This window comes from Croceicoccus hydrothermalis (assembly GCF_022378335.1).
Lineage (GTDB): Bacteria > Pseudomonadota > Alphaproteobacteria > Sphingomonadales > Sphingomonadaceae > Croceicoccus > Croceicoccus hydrothermalis.
In genome coordinates, this window is sequence record NZ_JAIQCI010000002.1 from 202,258 (window position 1) to 216,282 (window position 14,025).

Below are 14,025 nucleotides of genomic sequence, written 5' to 3' on the forward strand. Positions count from 1 at the left end.
GGGTGCGACCGTTCCCGCACCCGCCCGGCGACGGGGTCAGATCATCGCCATGCCGCCGTTCACGTGGAGCGTCTGCCCGGTGACATAGCCTGCTTCCTTCGATGCGAGATAGGCGACCGCGGCGCCAATGTCGGCGCCTTCGCCCATGCGCCCTGCGGGAATGCGGGCGTTCAGCTCGTCCTTCTGCGCATCGGGCAACACGTCGGTCATCGCCGTGCGGATGAAACCCGGCGCGACACAGTTCACGGTGATGTTGCGGGTGGCAAGTTCCTGCGCGAGGCTCTTGCTCATGCCGGTAAGCCCCGCCTTGGCCGCGGCATAGTTCATCTGCCCCGGATTGCCGGTGGTGCCGACCACGCTGGTGATGGAGATCATGCGGCCGAACTTCGCCTTCATCATCGGGCGGGTCGCGGCCCGCATGAGCCGGAACGCGGCCGTCAGGTTGACCTGCAACACCTGCTCCCAATCCTCGTCCTTCATCCGCATCATCAGCCCGTCGCGCGTGATCCCGGCATTATTGACGAGGATGTCCAGCCTGCCCAGCGTGTCGATCGCCGCGGGGATGAGCGCATCGACACTTTCCGCACTCGACAAATCGCAGGTGATTTCGACATGGTCGCCGCCGGTTTCGGCGTTCAGCTGTTCGCGAAAGGCGCGCAGCTTGTCGCCGTTCGATCCGCTGAGTGCGAGGCGGGCGCCCTGTGCCGCCAAGGCGCGGGCGATTTCGGAGCCGATGCCCCCCGATGCGCCGGTCACCAGCGCGGTCATTCCGGTCAGATCGAACATCGCTCAGATCTCCTTTGCCAGCGTTTCGCAATCGGCCATCGTGATGATGGAGCGCACCTCCGCCCCGTCGGCGGAGCGCTTGACCATGGGGCCGAGCACCTTGCCGCCCAGCTCGATGAAATGCGTCACGCCGATCGCCGCCATGCCGGCCGCGCTCTCGCGCCAGCGGACGCGGCCCATTACCTGCGCGACGAGATGTTTGCGGATCTCTTCCGGATCGGCGACGGGTTTCGCCGTGACATTGGCAAACACAGGCAGGCGCGGCGCGTTCGGCATCGTCTTGGTCAGCGCATCGTCCATCGCCGCGGCGGCCGGTTCCATCAATTCGCAATGAAACGGGGCCGACACCGGCAGCATCACGGCGCGGCGAATGCCGAATTCCTTCGCGATGGCGACGGCGCGTTTGATCGGCGCGACGTGCCCCGACAACACGACCTGCGTCGGGTCGTTGTCGTTGGCGACGGTGCACACTTCGCCCTCGCTCTCGGTCGCGGCCTTCGCAAGTTCTGCGGCCTTTTCCACATCGGCACCGAGCAGCGCGCACATCGCGCCTACGCCGACCGGCACCGCGGCCTGCATCGCCTGGCCGCGCAGTTTCAGGAGCCGTGCCGTGTCGGACAGCGAAAACGCACCGGCGGCGCAAAGCGCGCTATATTCGCCGAGGCTGTGCCCTGCGACATAATCGCCTTTCTCTGCGAGCGAGACGCCGAATTCCTTTTCCAGCACACGCACGATCGCCATGGAGTGCGCCATGATCGCAGGCTGCGCATTTTCGGTGAGGGTGAGCTGATCCTCCGGCCCGTCCTTCATGATGGCGGAGAGTTTCTGGCCGAGTGCGTCGTCCACTTCCTCGAAAACCTCGCGAGCGTGGGCGGATGTGTCGGCGAGCGCAGTGCCCATGCCGACGGTCTGGCTCCCCTGTCCGGGGAAGATGAAAGCTTTCATGGATGTCTCCTTATGCATTGCAGGGCGGGTTAGGTCGCGGCGCATTCGCCCGCAAGCCCCGCCGTCCTGTCAATTCGGGTTCATTTGCGGCGCGGGCCGAAGGGAACGATGCGATTGGCGGCATCGTGGCCGATATCGGCATGGCCCAGAAACGGCACGCCCGCCCGGTCGCACCAATGGCGGCAGATCGCCTCCGCCTCCATGCCGAAGGGGCGGTCGTTTTCCGGCACGTCGGACACCCGGCCCAGCCGCACGCCGGCAAGGTTCATGGCGGGCATCGCCTCCGAAATATGGAAGAACAACCGGTCGACGGCATAAAGATACTCGCTCACCTCCTCCAGCATCAGCACATGACCCGACAGGTCCGGCATCAGCGAAGTGCCGCAGATCATGGCGAAGGTCGCGAGATTGAAGGCGACGGTCGGCGCATCGGCGGCAAAAGGCTCCATCGTTCCGCGGTCGCCCGACATGAAGGACAGCGTGCGCCGCACCGCCGCCGCGCCGCCCACGCGCCCGATGTCGTGCGGCATGGGCGCATGGGTCGGCCGCCCGATACCGTGGCGATAAAGCCCGGCGAGCAGATAGCCCGCATCGGAATAGCCGAAATAGCGTTTGTCGCGCGCATTGCCGTCCATCCGCGCGATCGCGTCGCCGGCAATGCGGCACGCGCCATATCCGCCGCGCGCGAACCACACGGCATCGAACGCCGGATCATTCGCGCATTCGATGAGCGCCTCGCGCCGCTGCGCATCGGTTCCTGCGAAATGGCCCGATTGTTCGAAACATTGCGGATGGAACGTCAGCGCAAGATCGGGATAGTCGCGGGCGATGGCCGCAACATCGTCCGCGCAATCGCGGGAAAAGGGGGCCGACGGGGCACAGATGGCGACGTTATACATGTAAAACCATCGCTAAACCTCATGCCCGTGATTGCCAAGCGCGCCCTTTGCCAATAGCCACCGCGGTGATGACCGACAATGTTGCAAAACCGTCCGACCTTCTTTCCCGCCCGTTCTTCTTTTGCGGAATCGGCGGGTCGGGAATGTTGCCTCTGGCCTGTATCCTGCGGGCGAGGGGCGCGCAGATCGGCGGGTCCGACCGCAGTTTCGACGCCGGGCGAAGCGCGGAAAAATTCGCGTGGCTCGAGCGGCAGGGCATCGCACTCCATCTGCAGGACGGAAGCGGGGTGACGAGGCCCGAACAGGTGCTCGTGGCGAGCGCCGCGATCGAGGATAGCGTGCCGGAGGTCATGCGCGCGCGCGAATTGGGCTGTGCGCGGATGAGCCGTGCGGAATTGCTTGCCGAGTTGTTCAATGCCGCGCCCCGTTCCATCGCCATCGGCGGGACCAGCGGGAAATCGACCGTGACGGGCATGACCGGGTGGATCATGGCGGAAGCGGGGCGCGACCCCACCATCATGAACGGCGCGGTGATGAAGAATTTCGTCACCGATGATGCGCCTTTTGCCAGCGCGCGCACCGGCGACGGCGGCCTGTTCGTGGCGGAGGTGGATGAAAGCGACGGATCCATCGCGCTCTACCGCCCCGGTGTCGCCGTGCTCCTCAATGTCAGCCTCGATCACAAGAGCATGGACGAATTGCGCAGCCTGTTCGGCAATTTCCTGGCCGCCGCGCCGCACGCCGCGATCAATGCCGACGATCCGGAAAGCATGGCACTCGCCGCCCGTGCGCAGGCCGTCACCCGTTTCGCCATCGACAATACACAGGCCGACATCGGCGTCGTGCCCGGCAGCATCGTGCAGACGCCGACCGGCATCGATGCCACGATCATCGACCGGCGCGCCGATACCCGCCACGATTTGCAATTGAAGCAGCCAGGCCGCCACAATCTTGCCAATGCGCTGGCCGCGATTGCCGGTGCGGATGCCGCGGGCGTATCCGTTGCCGACGGCGTCGCCGCATTGTCCCGGTTCGAAGGGTTGCGGCGCCGGTTCGATGTCGTGGGCACCGCGGCGCGCAACATCACGATCATCGACGATTTCGGCCACAACCCCGAAAAATGCGCCGCGACCCTGCGCACGTTAAAGGCGCACCCGGGCCGGGTCATCGCGTTTTTTCAGCCGCACGGCTATGGCCCGTTGCGGCAAATGGGCATGGAACTGGCCGAAACCTTCGCGCAGGTTCTGGACGCAGGCGACAGGATCATCTTTTCCGATCCGGTCTATTTCGGGGGAACAACGGATCGTTCGGTCGGTTCGGAACGGATCGTTGCCGCCATCAAAGAAAACGGCGGCAATGCCGAACATATTGCGCAGCGAAGCGATTGCGCGGACCGGATTGCCGAAATCGCGCAAGACGGCGACCGCATCGTGGTCATGGGCGCGCGCGACGATACGTTGAGCCAGTTCGCGCACGATCTGTTCATGCGGCTGGACCGCTGAACCGTCTTCGACCGCATCGCGACATTTGAAGGGGAATTGCATTGGCCACAGGTCTGGTAGCGTTGTTCGACGATATTGCGGTGATCGCCCGCGCAGCGGCCGCGTCGGTCGACGACGTCGGCATTGCCGCATCGCGCGCAGGGACGAAGGCCGCGGGCGTCGTCATCGACGATGCCGCCGTCGCGCCGTCCTATGTCACCGGCCTTTCGCCGGCGCGCGAATTGCCCATCGTATGGCGCATCGCCAAGGGCAGCTTTTTCAACAAGCTGATCATCCTGTTGCCCGCCGCGCTCCTGCTCAGCGAGTTTCTGCCCTGGACCATCACGCCGATCCTGATGCTGGGCGGGTGTTATCTGTCCTACGAAGGGGCGGAAAAGGTGATGGAGAAACTCGGCGCGGAGAAGCAGGGCAAGACCATCGACGAACCGATCGAGGATCCCGCCGCCTTCGAAAACGAACGTGCATCGGCGGCGATTCGCACCGATCTCATCCTTTCGGCCGAAATCATGGCCATCACGCTCAATTCCGTGGCGGCGGAAACGCTGCTGTCGCGGGCGGCGGTGCTGGCCATCATCGGGATCGGGATCACCGTTGTCGTCTATGGCGCGGTCGCGCTCATCGTGAAGATGGACGACATCGGGCTGTATCTTTCGAAAAAGAGCAGCGCGCTGTCGCAGCGGGCAGGGCGGCTCATGCTCAAGGGGATGCCCTTTCTCCTGCGTGCGCTGTCGTTCATCGGGACGATCGCCATGCTCTGGGTCGGGGGCGGCATCATCCTGCACGGGCTGGAGGAGCTTGGCATGCCGGGCCCGGCCCATGTCGTCCATGACATTCAGGTTCATGTCGAAACGGTCACGGGCGCATTGTCGGGCGTGCTTGGCTGGTTGAGTTATGCGACCGTGTCGGCGCTGGTCGGGCTGGCGCTCGGCTTCGTGATCGCGATTGTCCTGCACAAGGTGTTTCGCATCGGCGCGCATTGAGCGGGCACGCGTAAGGCTTGCATCTGGCGCCGCCTCGTGTATGGCGCGGGGCGTTCCTGCATGGCGGGGACACGAAGAAAGCCGGAGGGGCCCCGCAATGGTGCGGACACGCCAGCGATCGGTTAGAGTACAAGGAACGAGCGCATGCCGCTTTACGAGCATGTGTTCCTTGCGCGTCAGGATCTGAGCCAGGCTCAGGTCGATGCGCTTGCGAACACCGCCACCGAAATCGTCGAGGCCAATGACGGCAAGGTTGTCCGCACGGAAACCTGGGGCCTGAAGAACCTCGCCTACAAGATTCAGCGCAACCGCAAGGCGCATTTCGTGATGCTGAACATCGAGGCTCCCACCGGCGTCGTCGCCGAGCTGGAGCGTCAGACGCGCATCAACGAAGACGTCATCCGCTACATGACCATTCGCATCGATGAAATGGACAACGAACCGTCCGTCATGATGCGCAAGAACGACCGTGAACGCCGTGGCGGCGATCGCGGCGGCAACCGCCGGGGAGACCGCTAATGGCCCGTCCTTTCTTCCGTCGTCGCAAGAGCTGCCCGTTCTCCGCAAAGAACGCGCCCGCCATCGATTACAAGGACGTGCGCCTGCTGCAGGGCTTCATGTCCGAGCGTGGCAAGATCGTTCCCAGCCGCATCACCGCGGTATCCGCCAAGAAGCAGCGCGAGCTGTCGAAGGCGATCAAGCGCGCACGCCACATCGGCCTGCTGCCCTATATCGTGAAGTAAGGAGGAAAACCCATGGATATCATCCTCCTCGAACGTATCGAGAAGCTGGGCAGCATCGGCGATGTCGTGTCCGTCAAGGACGGCTACGCACGCAATTTCCTGCTCCCCAATAAGAAGGCCCTTCGCGCCAACGAATCGAACCGCAAGGTGTTCGAGGCGAATCGCGAACGGCTCGAAGCCGAAAACGCCGAAAAGCGCACCGCTGCCGAAGCGCAGGGCAAGAAGATCGACGGCGAGGAAATCGTCCTCATCCGTGCGTCCTCGAACTCGGGTCAGCTTTACGGTTCGGTCAATGTGCGCGACATCGCCGCGGCCCTGACCGAAAAGGGCCACGAGGTGAACAAGTCGCAGATCGTGCTCGACGGCCCGATCAAGACCATCGGCATGTTCGACGTGCGCGTCGTTCTCCACCCCGAAGTCAGCGTCACGGTGAAGGCCAATGTCGCCCGTTCGGACGACGAAGCCGAGCTGCAGGCGCAGGGCATCGACGTGATGGCGCAGATGTTCGAAGAAGAATCGCAGAACACCGGCGGCTTCACCGAAGAGCGTGACCCCAATGCCGAGCCGGGCGAAATCGCCGGCGAGCCGGAGGATACCGCAGAAGACGAAGCCGAGGGCGAAGAGCAGGCCTGATCCGTCGCTTTTCCGCCGAACGGTCGGACATGCGGGCGCGGTATCCAGATGGGTACCGCGCCCGTTTCCGTATGCCATCCTGAATATTTCGGCCCATACCGGATTCCTTGCGCCGCAAAAAATGAGGCCGCGTGCCTTTGAAATGTAGGATATTGCGCGCTATCTGCCGCCGATGGATACACCCGACACGATCATTGCCGAACTGACCCGCGTCCATGACGAAGCGGTCGAACGGCTTCGCACCGATATTGCCGCCTTCGCCAGCGATGGCAGCCTGCCATCCTCCACCCGGCGGAGCGACGGCAGCTATTGCTACCCCGAATTGCGCCTCACCTATAAGGGGGATGGCGATCCCTCGGATATTTCGCGCGCCTTCGGGCGGCTCAACCGGCGCGGACATTACAATACCACCGTGACCCGGCCGCGGCTGTTCGCCGAATATCTGCGGGAGCAGCTTTCGCTGATCCTCACCGATTATCCGGTCGAGGTGGATGTGAAGCGTTCGCGGCAGGAAATTCCGTTTCCCTATGTCCTCGACGGAAATGCGGGTCGCGATCTTGCCGGGGTCAGCCCGCAATTGCTGGCGCAGCATTTCCCGTCGACCGATCTTGCGCTCATCGGGGACGAACTTGCCGACGGGTTCGAGATCGGTAACCCCGACGATCCGATGCCGCTATCGCTGTTCGATGGATTGCGCACGGATTTCAGCCTTGCGCGGCTGGCGCATTACACCGGCACCGATCCCGACCATTTTCAGAAATACGTGCTGTTCACCAATTACCACCGCTATGTCGACGAATTCGTCGAATGGGCCGGCACGCGGGTTGGGCAGGGGCGGTATCAAGCGCTCGCGGGCGCGGGCGGATTGTTCATAGATCAGCAGATGACGGGTGCGCGCGGGCTTCTGTCCGATACCGCGTGGCGCCGGCACCAGATGCCCGCCTACCACCTCATCGGTGAAGGGCGCAGCGGCATCACGCTCGTCAACATCGGCGTCGGGCCATCGAATGCGAAGACGATTACCGACCATCTCGCGGTGTTGAGGCCGGAGGCGTGGCTGATGATCGGGCATTGTGGCGGCTTGCGCCCGACGCAGAAGATCGGCGATTACGTGCTGGCCCATGCTTACCTTCGTGACGATCACGTGCTGGACGCGGTGCTGCCGCCCGAAATTCCCCTGCCAGCGATCGCGGAGGTGCAGCAGGCGCTCGCCGCCGCGGCCGAAGACGTGAGCGGAACCGAGGGTGCCAGCCTGAAACAGCGGATGCGGACCGGCACGGTGGTGACGACCGACGACCGCAACTGGGAATTGCAGATCAGCACGACGGCGCGGCGCCTTTCGCTGTCGCGCGCGGTCGGGATCGACATGGAAAGCGCCACCATCGCGGCGCAGGGCTATCGTTTCCGCGTGCCTTACGGGACGCTGCTCTGCGTGTCGGACAAGCCGATCCATGGCGAAATAAAGCTGCCGGGGCAGGCCAACAAGTTTTACGAGGAGGCCATCGGCGCGCATCTTCAGATCGGCATACGCACCTGCGACCTGCTGCGCGAGGAAGGCACGCGGCTCCACAGCCGCAAGCTGCGCGCGTTCAACGAACCGCCTTTCCGATAAGCACAGCGGGGGAAAACTCCGCGCAAAACGCAATCGAATCGCGGCGTTCCCGGTGTGTTCGCCTTGCCCCGATGCGCGTGGGCGCTAAGAAAGTTTGGCCGTATTGAACTTTGCCCGCACCGCGCATGTCCGCCGCCGGGCACAGGGGGAATTGAGTATAATGAAGGCCACGATCGAACGCGCGACCCTGCTGCACAGTCTCAGCCACGTGCAATCGGTGGTGGAGCGGCGCAATACCATCCCCATCCTGTCCAACGTGCTTATCGATGCGTCGTCCGACGGCGGGGTGAAGGTCATGGCCACTGACCTCGACCTGCAGGTCGTCGAAACGATGAGCGCGGCCAGCGTCGAAAGCGCAGGCGCGATTACCGTGTCGGCGCATCTGTTGTTCGACATCGCACGCAAATTGCCCGACGGATCGCAGGTGAGCCTGGAAACCGCTGACAATCGCATGGTTGTAAAGGCGTGGCGCAGCCGGTTTCAGCTTCCCACCCTGCCGCGCGACGATTTTCCCACCATCGTCGAAGGCGATCTGCCGACCAGCTTCGAAATTCCGGCCGCCACGCTGGCGCAGTTGATCGACCGGACGCGATTCGCGATTTCGACCGAAGAGACCCGCTATTACCTCAACGGCATTTTCTTTCACGTGGCGGAGGATGGGCCGGGCGGGCAGCCTGTGTTGAAGGCGGCGGCGACCGACGGGCACCGGCTCGCGCGCTTCACGCTCTCCCGTCCCGACGGGGCGGAGGGGATGCCCGACGTCATCGTGCCGCGCAAATGCGTCGCCGAATTGCGCAAGCTGCTCGAAGAATCGCTCGACACCAATGTGCAGGTCGATCTTTCCGCGTCCAAGATCCGCTTCACCATGGGCGGGGAGGGCGGCATCGTGCTCACCAGCAAGCTGATCGACGGAACGTTCCCCGATTACAGCCGCGTGATCCCGACCGGCAATGACAAGCTGCTGAAGCTCGATCCCAAAAGCTTTTTCTCCGGCGTGGACCGCGTGGCCACCATCGCCACCGAAAAGACGCGCGCGGTGAAGATGGCGCTCGACCAGGACCGCGTCACCCTTTCGGTGACCAGCCCCGACAATGGCACGGCGGCGGAGGAACTGGCCGCCGATTACGGGGCCGAAGGGCTGGAGATCGGGTTCAACGCCAATTACCTGAAGGATATCCTCGCCCAGATCGAGGGCGACAATGTCGAGCTGCATCTCGCCGATGCCGGTGCGCCGACGCTCATTCGGCAGAATTCCGACAGCCCCGCGCTCTACGTGCTGATGCCGATGCGCGTTTGACGGATTGGAAAAATCTGCCGCTTCATCGGCGGGCAATCTGGTTCGGTCCATTCGCGGTGCATGACCCTTGGGTTATGCGCCGCGATTTCCTATGGCGCGGGCAGCAGAACGGAGATTATGTTATGAAAACCATTACGAAACTCGCCATGACCGCGCTGGCGGCCCCGCTTGCCATGTCCGCAATGCCGGCCGCCGCGCAGGACGGTGCGGAGGAAAACCTGCGCTGTGCGGCCTGGGCCCTGCTTGCGAGCGAGCAGGCGCAGGATCCGGAGCAGAAGCGCGGCATCGGCATGGTCATGGCCTATTTCATGGGTCGTTACGAAGCATCGTCGGGCAAGAAGATCGGCGATGTGATGAGCTATGACGCGCTGCCGACGATCATCGGCGATCTTCCCGCCGCCAATGCCGCGTGTCAGCCGCTCGCCAAAAGTTTCGGCAATCGCCTGACCGAGGTGGGGATGCGGATGCAGGCCGAAGCACAGGCCCAGGCCGCAAGCCAGACGCAGGGCAACAACGCCGAAGGCGGTCGCTGAACCCGTAGAGGGCAGAAAGAGGCCCGGCCGCTTTCGCGCCGGGCCTTCTTTCCTGTTGCGCGGGGCAGTGCAATCAGGCGCGTCGTTCTCCGCCAATCTGGCTGGCGCGCGGGCCGGCGCGTCGAGATCCGCCATCGAAGCGAATAGCGCCGGCGTGACCGTGACGCAGGCGGCGGTGCAATCCGGGCGATATTAGGAACCGGGCGGGCAATTGCATGTATAGAACGCGTCGAGCGTCCGCCGAGGCGCGTCTCCGAAGCCCGAATGAGATCGTGCCCGCTTGCATCCGTTCCGCGTCGATGAGTTCAGCATCTCGATATCGCGATCGTCGCGTACCTCCACGCCTCGCGCTCGCGCAAGCGCCCGAAGCCGGGCGGCACATCGCAGCCTTGCGATTGCGCCTGCAAACCTCAGCCTATTCGGCGCCGCGCTTCGAGGCTGGCGTTGCGATCCACCTTCGCGACTTTCTCTCGATATGTGGCGCGCGCCGGATTGGCCATGATGCCCCAAGTGCCCCTTTTGAGCACAAGGCTTGGACCTTGGCACCTGTCAGCCTTCCGCCGCACAAACGCATGTCGCGACTGGCATGAGCGCTGTTCTGAAGTCGCAGGCACACGCCTGCCCGTCCAACCTTCTCATGGCTGCGCGGGGTGCGCTCTCGTCATTTTTGGGCGCATGACAGTCGGTAGCGGCCATCGAGACGCGAACGATTTTCCCGAAAGCGGCGCACACGCCTGTTGCTACCCCGCGGGCCAGAATGGTTAGCCTTCGACCAAGGGGTAACCGAAGGGACAATTTCAATCCGATGATCATCTGTGCAGCGCATTGACGGCCGCAACCGATGCCCCCCGGCTTCGGACTGAACAGGGCGATTTATACCATGAGCAACACGACGACGCGAAATCAAAGCTGGCTGCAGAGGCAGTCAATCGACAAACGATTGGGTGTGCAGTCATCGGTGGCAATTCTTCTCGGTCTGCTGCTGGTCGCCTCCGCGCTTGTCGGCGCAATGCTCAGCAACAGGATGATTGAAACCGATAATGAGATTTCCGGTGCAGCGCTGAGTGCCGCGCTGCTCGAAAAGGACTTCGCATCCCTGGAACGGGATGTGTACCGCTACGCGATGTTGCCGACCGAGGAAAACCGGACCTCATTCAATAGCAATGTGGCCGATTTCGGGGTCGCGATCGACGAGCTACGCGCCGCGAAGGGAGAGGCCATCGACGATGATCTCGACAAGATCGAATCGTTGACGGCCAACTATGTCACGGTGGTGAAGGAAGTGGTCGAGGGCGGAAACGTCGGTACCGCGGGCAGCAGCCGCATCGCGCGAAATGCCAGTGTAGTCGATAACGCGATCGAAGTGGTCCGCGAGGCCTCCATCGAAGAATCGATCATCATCACGCAGAAGCAGAAAAACGCCGCCCTGATCATCATGGCGATCACGATCGCGATCACCGTGCTGGCCGCGGGCACGTCCTATTTCCTCGCACGGAAACTGAAGCTGATGATCGGCGGCGAATTGTCGGATGTTCGCGGCGCGATCGCACGGATCGAAAACGGGCAGCTCGATGCCTCGATACCGCATGTGGAGCGTCATGACGAATTGGGCGAGCTGGCTCAGGCGGCAGAACGCCTGCGCGATGCCCGCAAGGCGCAGCAAAAACATGATCTTGCGACAAAACATATGATCGAACAGGTCGGAAGCGGACTGCAGAAGGTTTCCGAGGGCGATCTGCTCGTCGAAATGCCGGACCTTGGCGAAAGCTATGCCGCGCTGCAAAGCGATTTCAACCGCGCCGTCGCGCAATTGCGTACGGCCATGCAATCGGTCGCGGAATCGGCCGGGGCGGTAAAGACGGGCGCGCTGGAAATCAGCCAGGCATCGGACGATCTGGCGCAGCGCACCGAAAGTCAGGCCGCCGACCTGACCCGCATGACCGAAACCGTGACCAGCATCACGAAAGGTATGGGCCGCACCGCACAAAGCGCGACAGAAACGCATTCGGGCGTGTCCGAAGCCGTCGAGGAAGCGCGCCACGGCGGCGAGATCGTTTCGCGTGCGGTAACGGCAATGGACACGATCGAGAATTCGACGATCGAGATCGGCAAGATCATCGCCGTGATCGACGGCATCTCGTTTCAGACAAACCTGCTCGCGCTCAACGCCGGGGTCGAGGCGGCACGAGCGGGCGAAGTCGGGCGCGGAATTGCCGTCGTCGCGAGCGAAGTGCGCGCATTGGCGCAACGTTCGACCGAAGCGGCGGAAGATATCCGCAAGCTGATCGGAATGAGCGTGAAGGAAGTGTCGAGCGGTGCCAAGCTGGTGCGTGAAACGGGCGAGGCGCTCGACCGTATCATTCAGAAGATCAGCGACGTGACGCATATCGCCACCCAGATCAGCGAGGCGACGAAGGAACAGTCGGTCGGGCTGAAAGATGCCAATACCGTCATGGCCGGCATCGACCGCATGACACAGCAGAACGCCGCGATGGTAGAGGAATCGAATGCCGCGGCACGCAGCCTCGCGGACGAGGCCGACAATCTGTCCAGCCTCGTGGAACGGTTCCGCCTCGGCCAGAAAGCCATGGCACAGCACGCCGCACGGCAGACGCCCGCCCCGCGCCCCGCCGCAAGGCCGGCATCGGTTGGCAATCTCGCCCTGGTGGCCGACGACGACCAGGATTGGAGCATGTTTTGACCATGGCGAGAAGATACACACGTTCGTGCATTCTCGGTATCGTGGCCGCCGCATCCGCGATCGTCGCCCCGTCAATATCAGCGCAGGAAGCGGGCAGCTTCGATATCGAAGGGAGCGTTCGCGCGCGATACGAAACCTACCGCGGGGGGTTTCGGGCCGATGCGGCGGATGCCGACGATGCGCTCGTCCTGCGTTCCATCTTGAAGGCGCAGTATCAGGGCGAAGGTTTCGCCCTCGGGGCGCGATTGCAGGATGCGCGCGCCTATTTCGTCGATGACGATACGCCCATCACCACAGGCGATGTCAACGCTCTCGAACTCGTCGAATTATACGCCGCAATCGATATCGCACAGGATGCGTCGCTTACATTGGGGCGGCAGACGATCGCACTGGGATCCAGGCGGCTGGTCGGCGACCCCGGTTTTCGCAACTCCACCAACGGATTTACGGGCGCGAGAATGGACTGGAACGGCGATGGCGCACTGACCGCGTTCTATGTCCTGCCGCAACAACGCCTGCCCCGTGAAAAGCCTTCGCTGGTGGACAACGCGGTCGAATGGGACCGGGAGGGCGATGACCTTCGCTTCTGGGGCGTATTTTATCAGCGCAAGGATGTCGGGCCCTTCACGGCCGAGGCCTATGTTTTCGGGCTCGACGAAAATGACCGGCCGGACCGCGCCACGACCAATCGCCATCTGGTAACTCCCGGTATCCGGCTGATTTCCAAACCGGCGCGCGGCCGTCTCGATACCGAGGTCGAGGCGGCTTGGCAGACGGGGCATATCCGCGCATCGAAGGCGGAAAACGCCGAAAAACGAGATGTCGGCGCCTATATGGTTCACGCGGAACTTGGCTACACGTTCGACATGGAAGTGGAACCGCGCGTTGCGCTCATCGGCGATCTCGGCTCGGGCGACGAAGGCGGTGATGCCGATTACGGCCGGTTCGATCAACTCTACGGTCCGCGCCGGGAGCTGGGGCCGACGGGGCTGTATGGCGCCCTTGCATGGGCCAATTTGCGCACGATCGGGGCGAATGTTTCGGCAACCCTTTCGGACAATGTCGCTGCCGATGTCACATATCGGCGCTTGTGGCTGGATTCGCTGACCGACAGCTTTTCGAAAACCGGTGTTCGCGACCCTGACGGAGCGGCAGGGCGCGATGCAGGCTACCAGCTCGACGCGCGCTTGCGCTGGAATATTCCGGCATCGGGGATCAAGTTCGAGACCGCGGCGGCGTTGCTGGGCAAGGGACGGTTTTTCGACCTTGCGCCCAACGCAGGCACACGCCGCAATACGCTCTATGGATATACCGTACCCATCCGGTGAGCCCCGCCTTGTCCGGCGGGTGAACGACCGGTCTTAAGGGCGCTCGTATGAGCGAGCTTAGGAGCG

At 63.1% G+C, this 14,025-nt stretch carries 13 protein-coding genes; 10 read left to right on the forward strand and 3 right to left on the reverse strand.

What is annotated here, in order from left to right; translation table 11 throughout:
• Positions 1–36: 36 nt before the first annotated feature.
• The 3 genes from fabG to K4G67_RS02045 all read right to left on the reverse strand — a co-directional run bounded on the left by fabG (position 37) and on the right by K4G67_RS02045 (position 2,630).
• Positions 37–786, reverse strand: a complete 750-nt coding sequence (fabG, locus tag K4G67_RS02035; protein ID WP_239804734.1) for a 3-oxoacyl-[acyl-carrier-protein] reductase — start codon at positions 784–786, stop codon at positions 37–39.
• 3 nt (positions 787–789) lie between these two features.
• Positions 790–1,731, reverse strand: coding sequence for an ACP S-malonyltransferase (gene fabD, locus K4G67_RS02040; protein WP_239804735.1), 942 nt, complete (start codon positions 1,729–1,731; stop codon positions 790–792).
• 80 nt (positions 1,732–1,811) lie between these two features.
• On the reverse strand, positions 1,812–2,630 hold the full coding sequence (locus K4G67_RS02045; protein WP_239804736.1) for an LD-carboxypeptidase: 819 nt from the start codon (positions 2,628–2,630) through the stop codon (positions 1,812–1,814).
• Positions 2,631–2,698: 68 nt separating this feature from the next.
• On the opposite strand from K4G67_RS02045, the gene K4G67_RS02050 reads away from it, so the two are divergent.
• The 10 genes from K4G67_RS02050 (at position 2,699) to K4G67_RS02095 (ending at position 13,959) form a co-directional block, all read left to right on the forward strand.
• Complete coding sequence (locus tag K4G67_RS02050) at positions 2,699–4,132, forward strand: glutamate ligase domain-containing protein (RefSeq protein ID WP_239804737.1); 1,434 nt, start codon at positions 2,699–2,701, stop codon at positions 4,130–4,132.
• Positions 4,133–4,173: 41 nt separating this feature from the next.
• Complete coding sequence (locus tag K4G67_RS02055) at positions 4,174–5,112, forward strand: DUF808 domain-containing protein (protein ID WP_239804738.1); 939 nt, start codon at positions 4,174–4,176, stop codon at positions 5,110–5,112.
• Positions 5,113–5,256: 144 nt separating this feature from the next.
• Entirely contained in the window at positions 5,257–5,631 is a 375-nt protein-coding gene (gene rpsF / locus K4G67_RS02060; RefSeq protein ID WP_239804739.1) for a 30S ribosomal protein S6, read from the forward strand.
• Positions 5,631–5,855, forward strand: a complete 225-nt coding sequence (gene rpsR, locus K4G67_RS02065) for a 30S ribosomal protein S18 (protein WP_047821188.1) — start codon at positions 5,631–5,633, stop codon at positions 5,853–5,855. The genes rpsF and rpsR overlap by 1 nt, the downstream gene beginning before the upstream one ends.
• Before the next feature lie 12 nt (positions 5,856–5,867).
• Complete coding sequence (gene rplI / locus K4G67_RS02070; protein WP_239804740.1) at positions 5,868–6,488, forward strand: 50S ribosomal protein L9; 621 nt, start codon at positions 5,868–5,870, stop codon at positions 6,486–6,488.
• 172 nt (positions 6,489–6,660) lie between these two features.
• Positions 6,661–8,100 carry an AMP nucleosidase gene (locus K4G67_RS02075; protein ID WP_239804741.1) on the forward strand — a complete coding sequence of 480 codons (1,440 nt, stop codon included), beginning with the start codon at positions 6,661–6,663 and terminating at the stop codon, positions 8,098–8,100.
• A 160-nt stretch (positions 8,101–8,260) separates the two neighbouring features.
• Entirely contained in the window at positions 8,261–9,397 is a 1,137-nt protein-coding gene (dnaN, locus tag K4G67_RS02080; protein ID WP_239804742.1) for a DNA polymerase III subunit beta, read from the forward strand.
• A 122-nt stretch (positions 9,398–9,519) separates the two neighbouring features.
• Entirely contained in the window at positions 9,520–9,930 is a 411-nt protein-coding gene (locus K4G67_RS02085; RefSeq protein ID WP_239804743.1) for a hypothetical protein, read from the forward strand.
• A gap of 958 nt (positions 9,931–10,888) precedes the next feature.
• Positions 10,889–12,631: a methyl-accepting chemotaxis protein gene (locus tag K4G67_RS02090; protein WP_239804744.1), complete on the forward strand. Its 1,743-nt coding sequence runs from the start codon at positions 10,889–10,891 to the stop codon at positions 12,629–12,631.
• Between the two features lie 2 nt (positions 12,632–12,633).
• Positions 12,634–13,959 carry an alginate export family protein gene (locus tag K4G67_RS02095; protein WP_239804745.1) on the forward strand — a complete coding sequence of 442 codons (1,326 nt, stop codon included), beginning with the start codon at positions 12,634–12,636 and terminating at the stop codon, positions 13,957–13,959.
• Positions 13,960–14,025 lie beyond the last annotated feature (66 nt).

Excerpts from the sequence above, each read along its gene's own strand:
- K4G67_RS02050 (WP_239804737.1), top strand. The coding sequence starts at position 2,699 with ATGACCGACAATGTTGCAAAACCGTCCGACCTTCTTTCCCGCCCGTTC.
- rplI (WP_239804740.1), top strand. The coding sequence starts at position 5,868 with ATGGATATCATCCTCCTCGAACGTATCGAGAAGCTGGGCAGCATCGGC.
- K4G67_RS02095 (WP_239804745.1), top strand. The coding sequence starts at position 12,634 with ATGGCGAGAAGATACACACGTTCGTGCATTCTCGGTATCGTGGCCGCC.
- fabD (WP_239804735.1), bottom strand. The coding sequence starts at position 1,731 with ATGAAAGCTTTCATCTTCCCCGGACAGGGGAGCCAGACCGTCGGCATG.
- K4G67_RS02075 (WP_239804741.1), top strand. The coding sequence starts at position 6,661 with ATGGATACACCCGACACGATCATTGCCGAACTGACCCGCGTCCATGAC.
- rpsR (WP_047821188.1), top strand. The coding sequence starts at position 5,631 with ATGGCCCGTCCTTTCTTCCGTCGTCGCAAGAGCTGCCCGTTCTCCGCA.
- K4G67_RS02085 (WP_239804743.1), top strand. The coding sequence starts at position 9,520 with ATGAAAACCATTACGAAACTCGCCATGACCGCGCTGGCGGCCCCGCTT.
- rpsF (WP_239804739.1), top strand. The coding sequence starts at position 5,257 with ATGCCGCTTTACGAGCATGTGTTCCTTGCGCGTCAGGATCTGAGCCAG.
- fabG (WP_239804734.1), bottom strand. The coding sequence starts at position 786 with ATGTTCGATCTGACCGGAATGACCGCGCTGGTGACCGGCGCATCGGGG.
- K4G67_RS02045 (WP_239804736.1), bottom strand. The coding sequence starts at position 2,630 with ATGTATAACGTCGCCATCTGTGCCCCGTCGGCCCCCTTTTCCCGCGAT.
- dnaN (WP_239804742.1), top strand. The coding sequence starts at position 8,261 with ATGAAGGCCACGATCGAACGCGCGACCCTGCTGCACAGTCTCAGCCAC.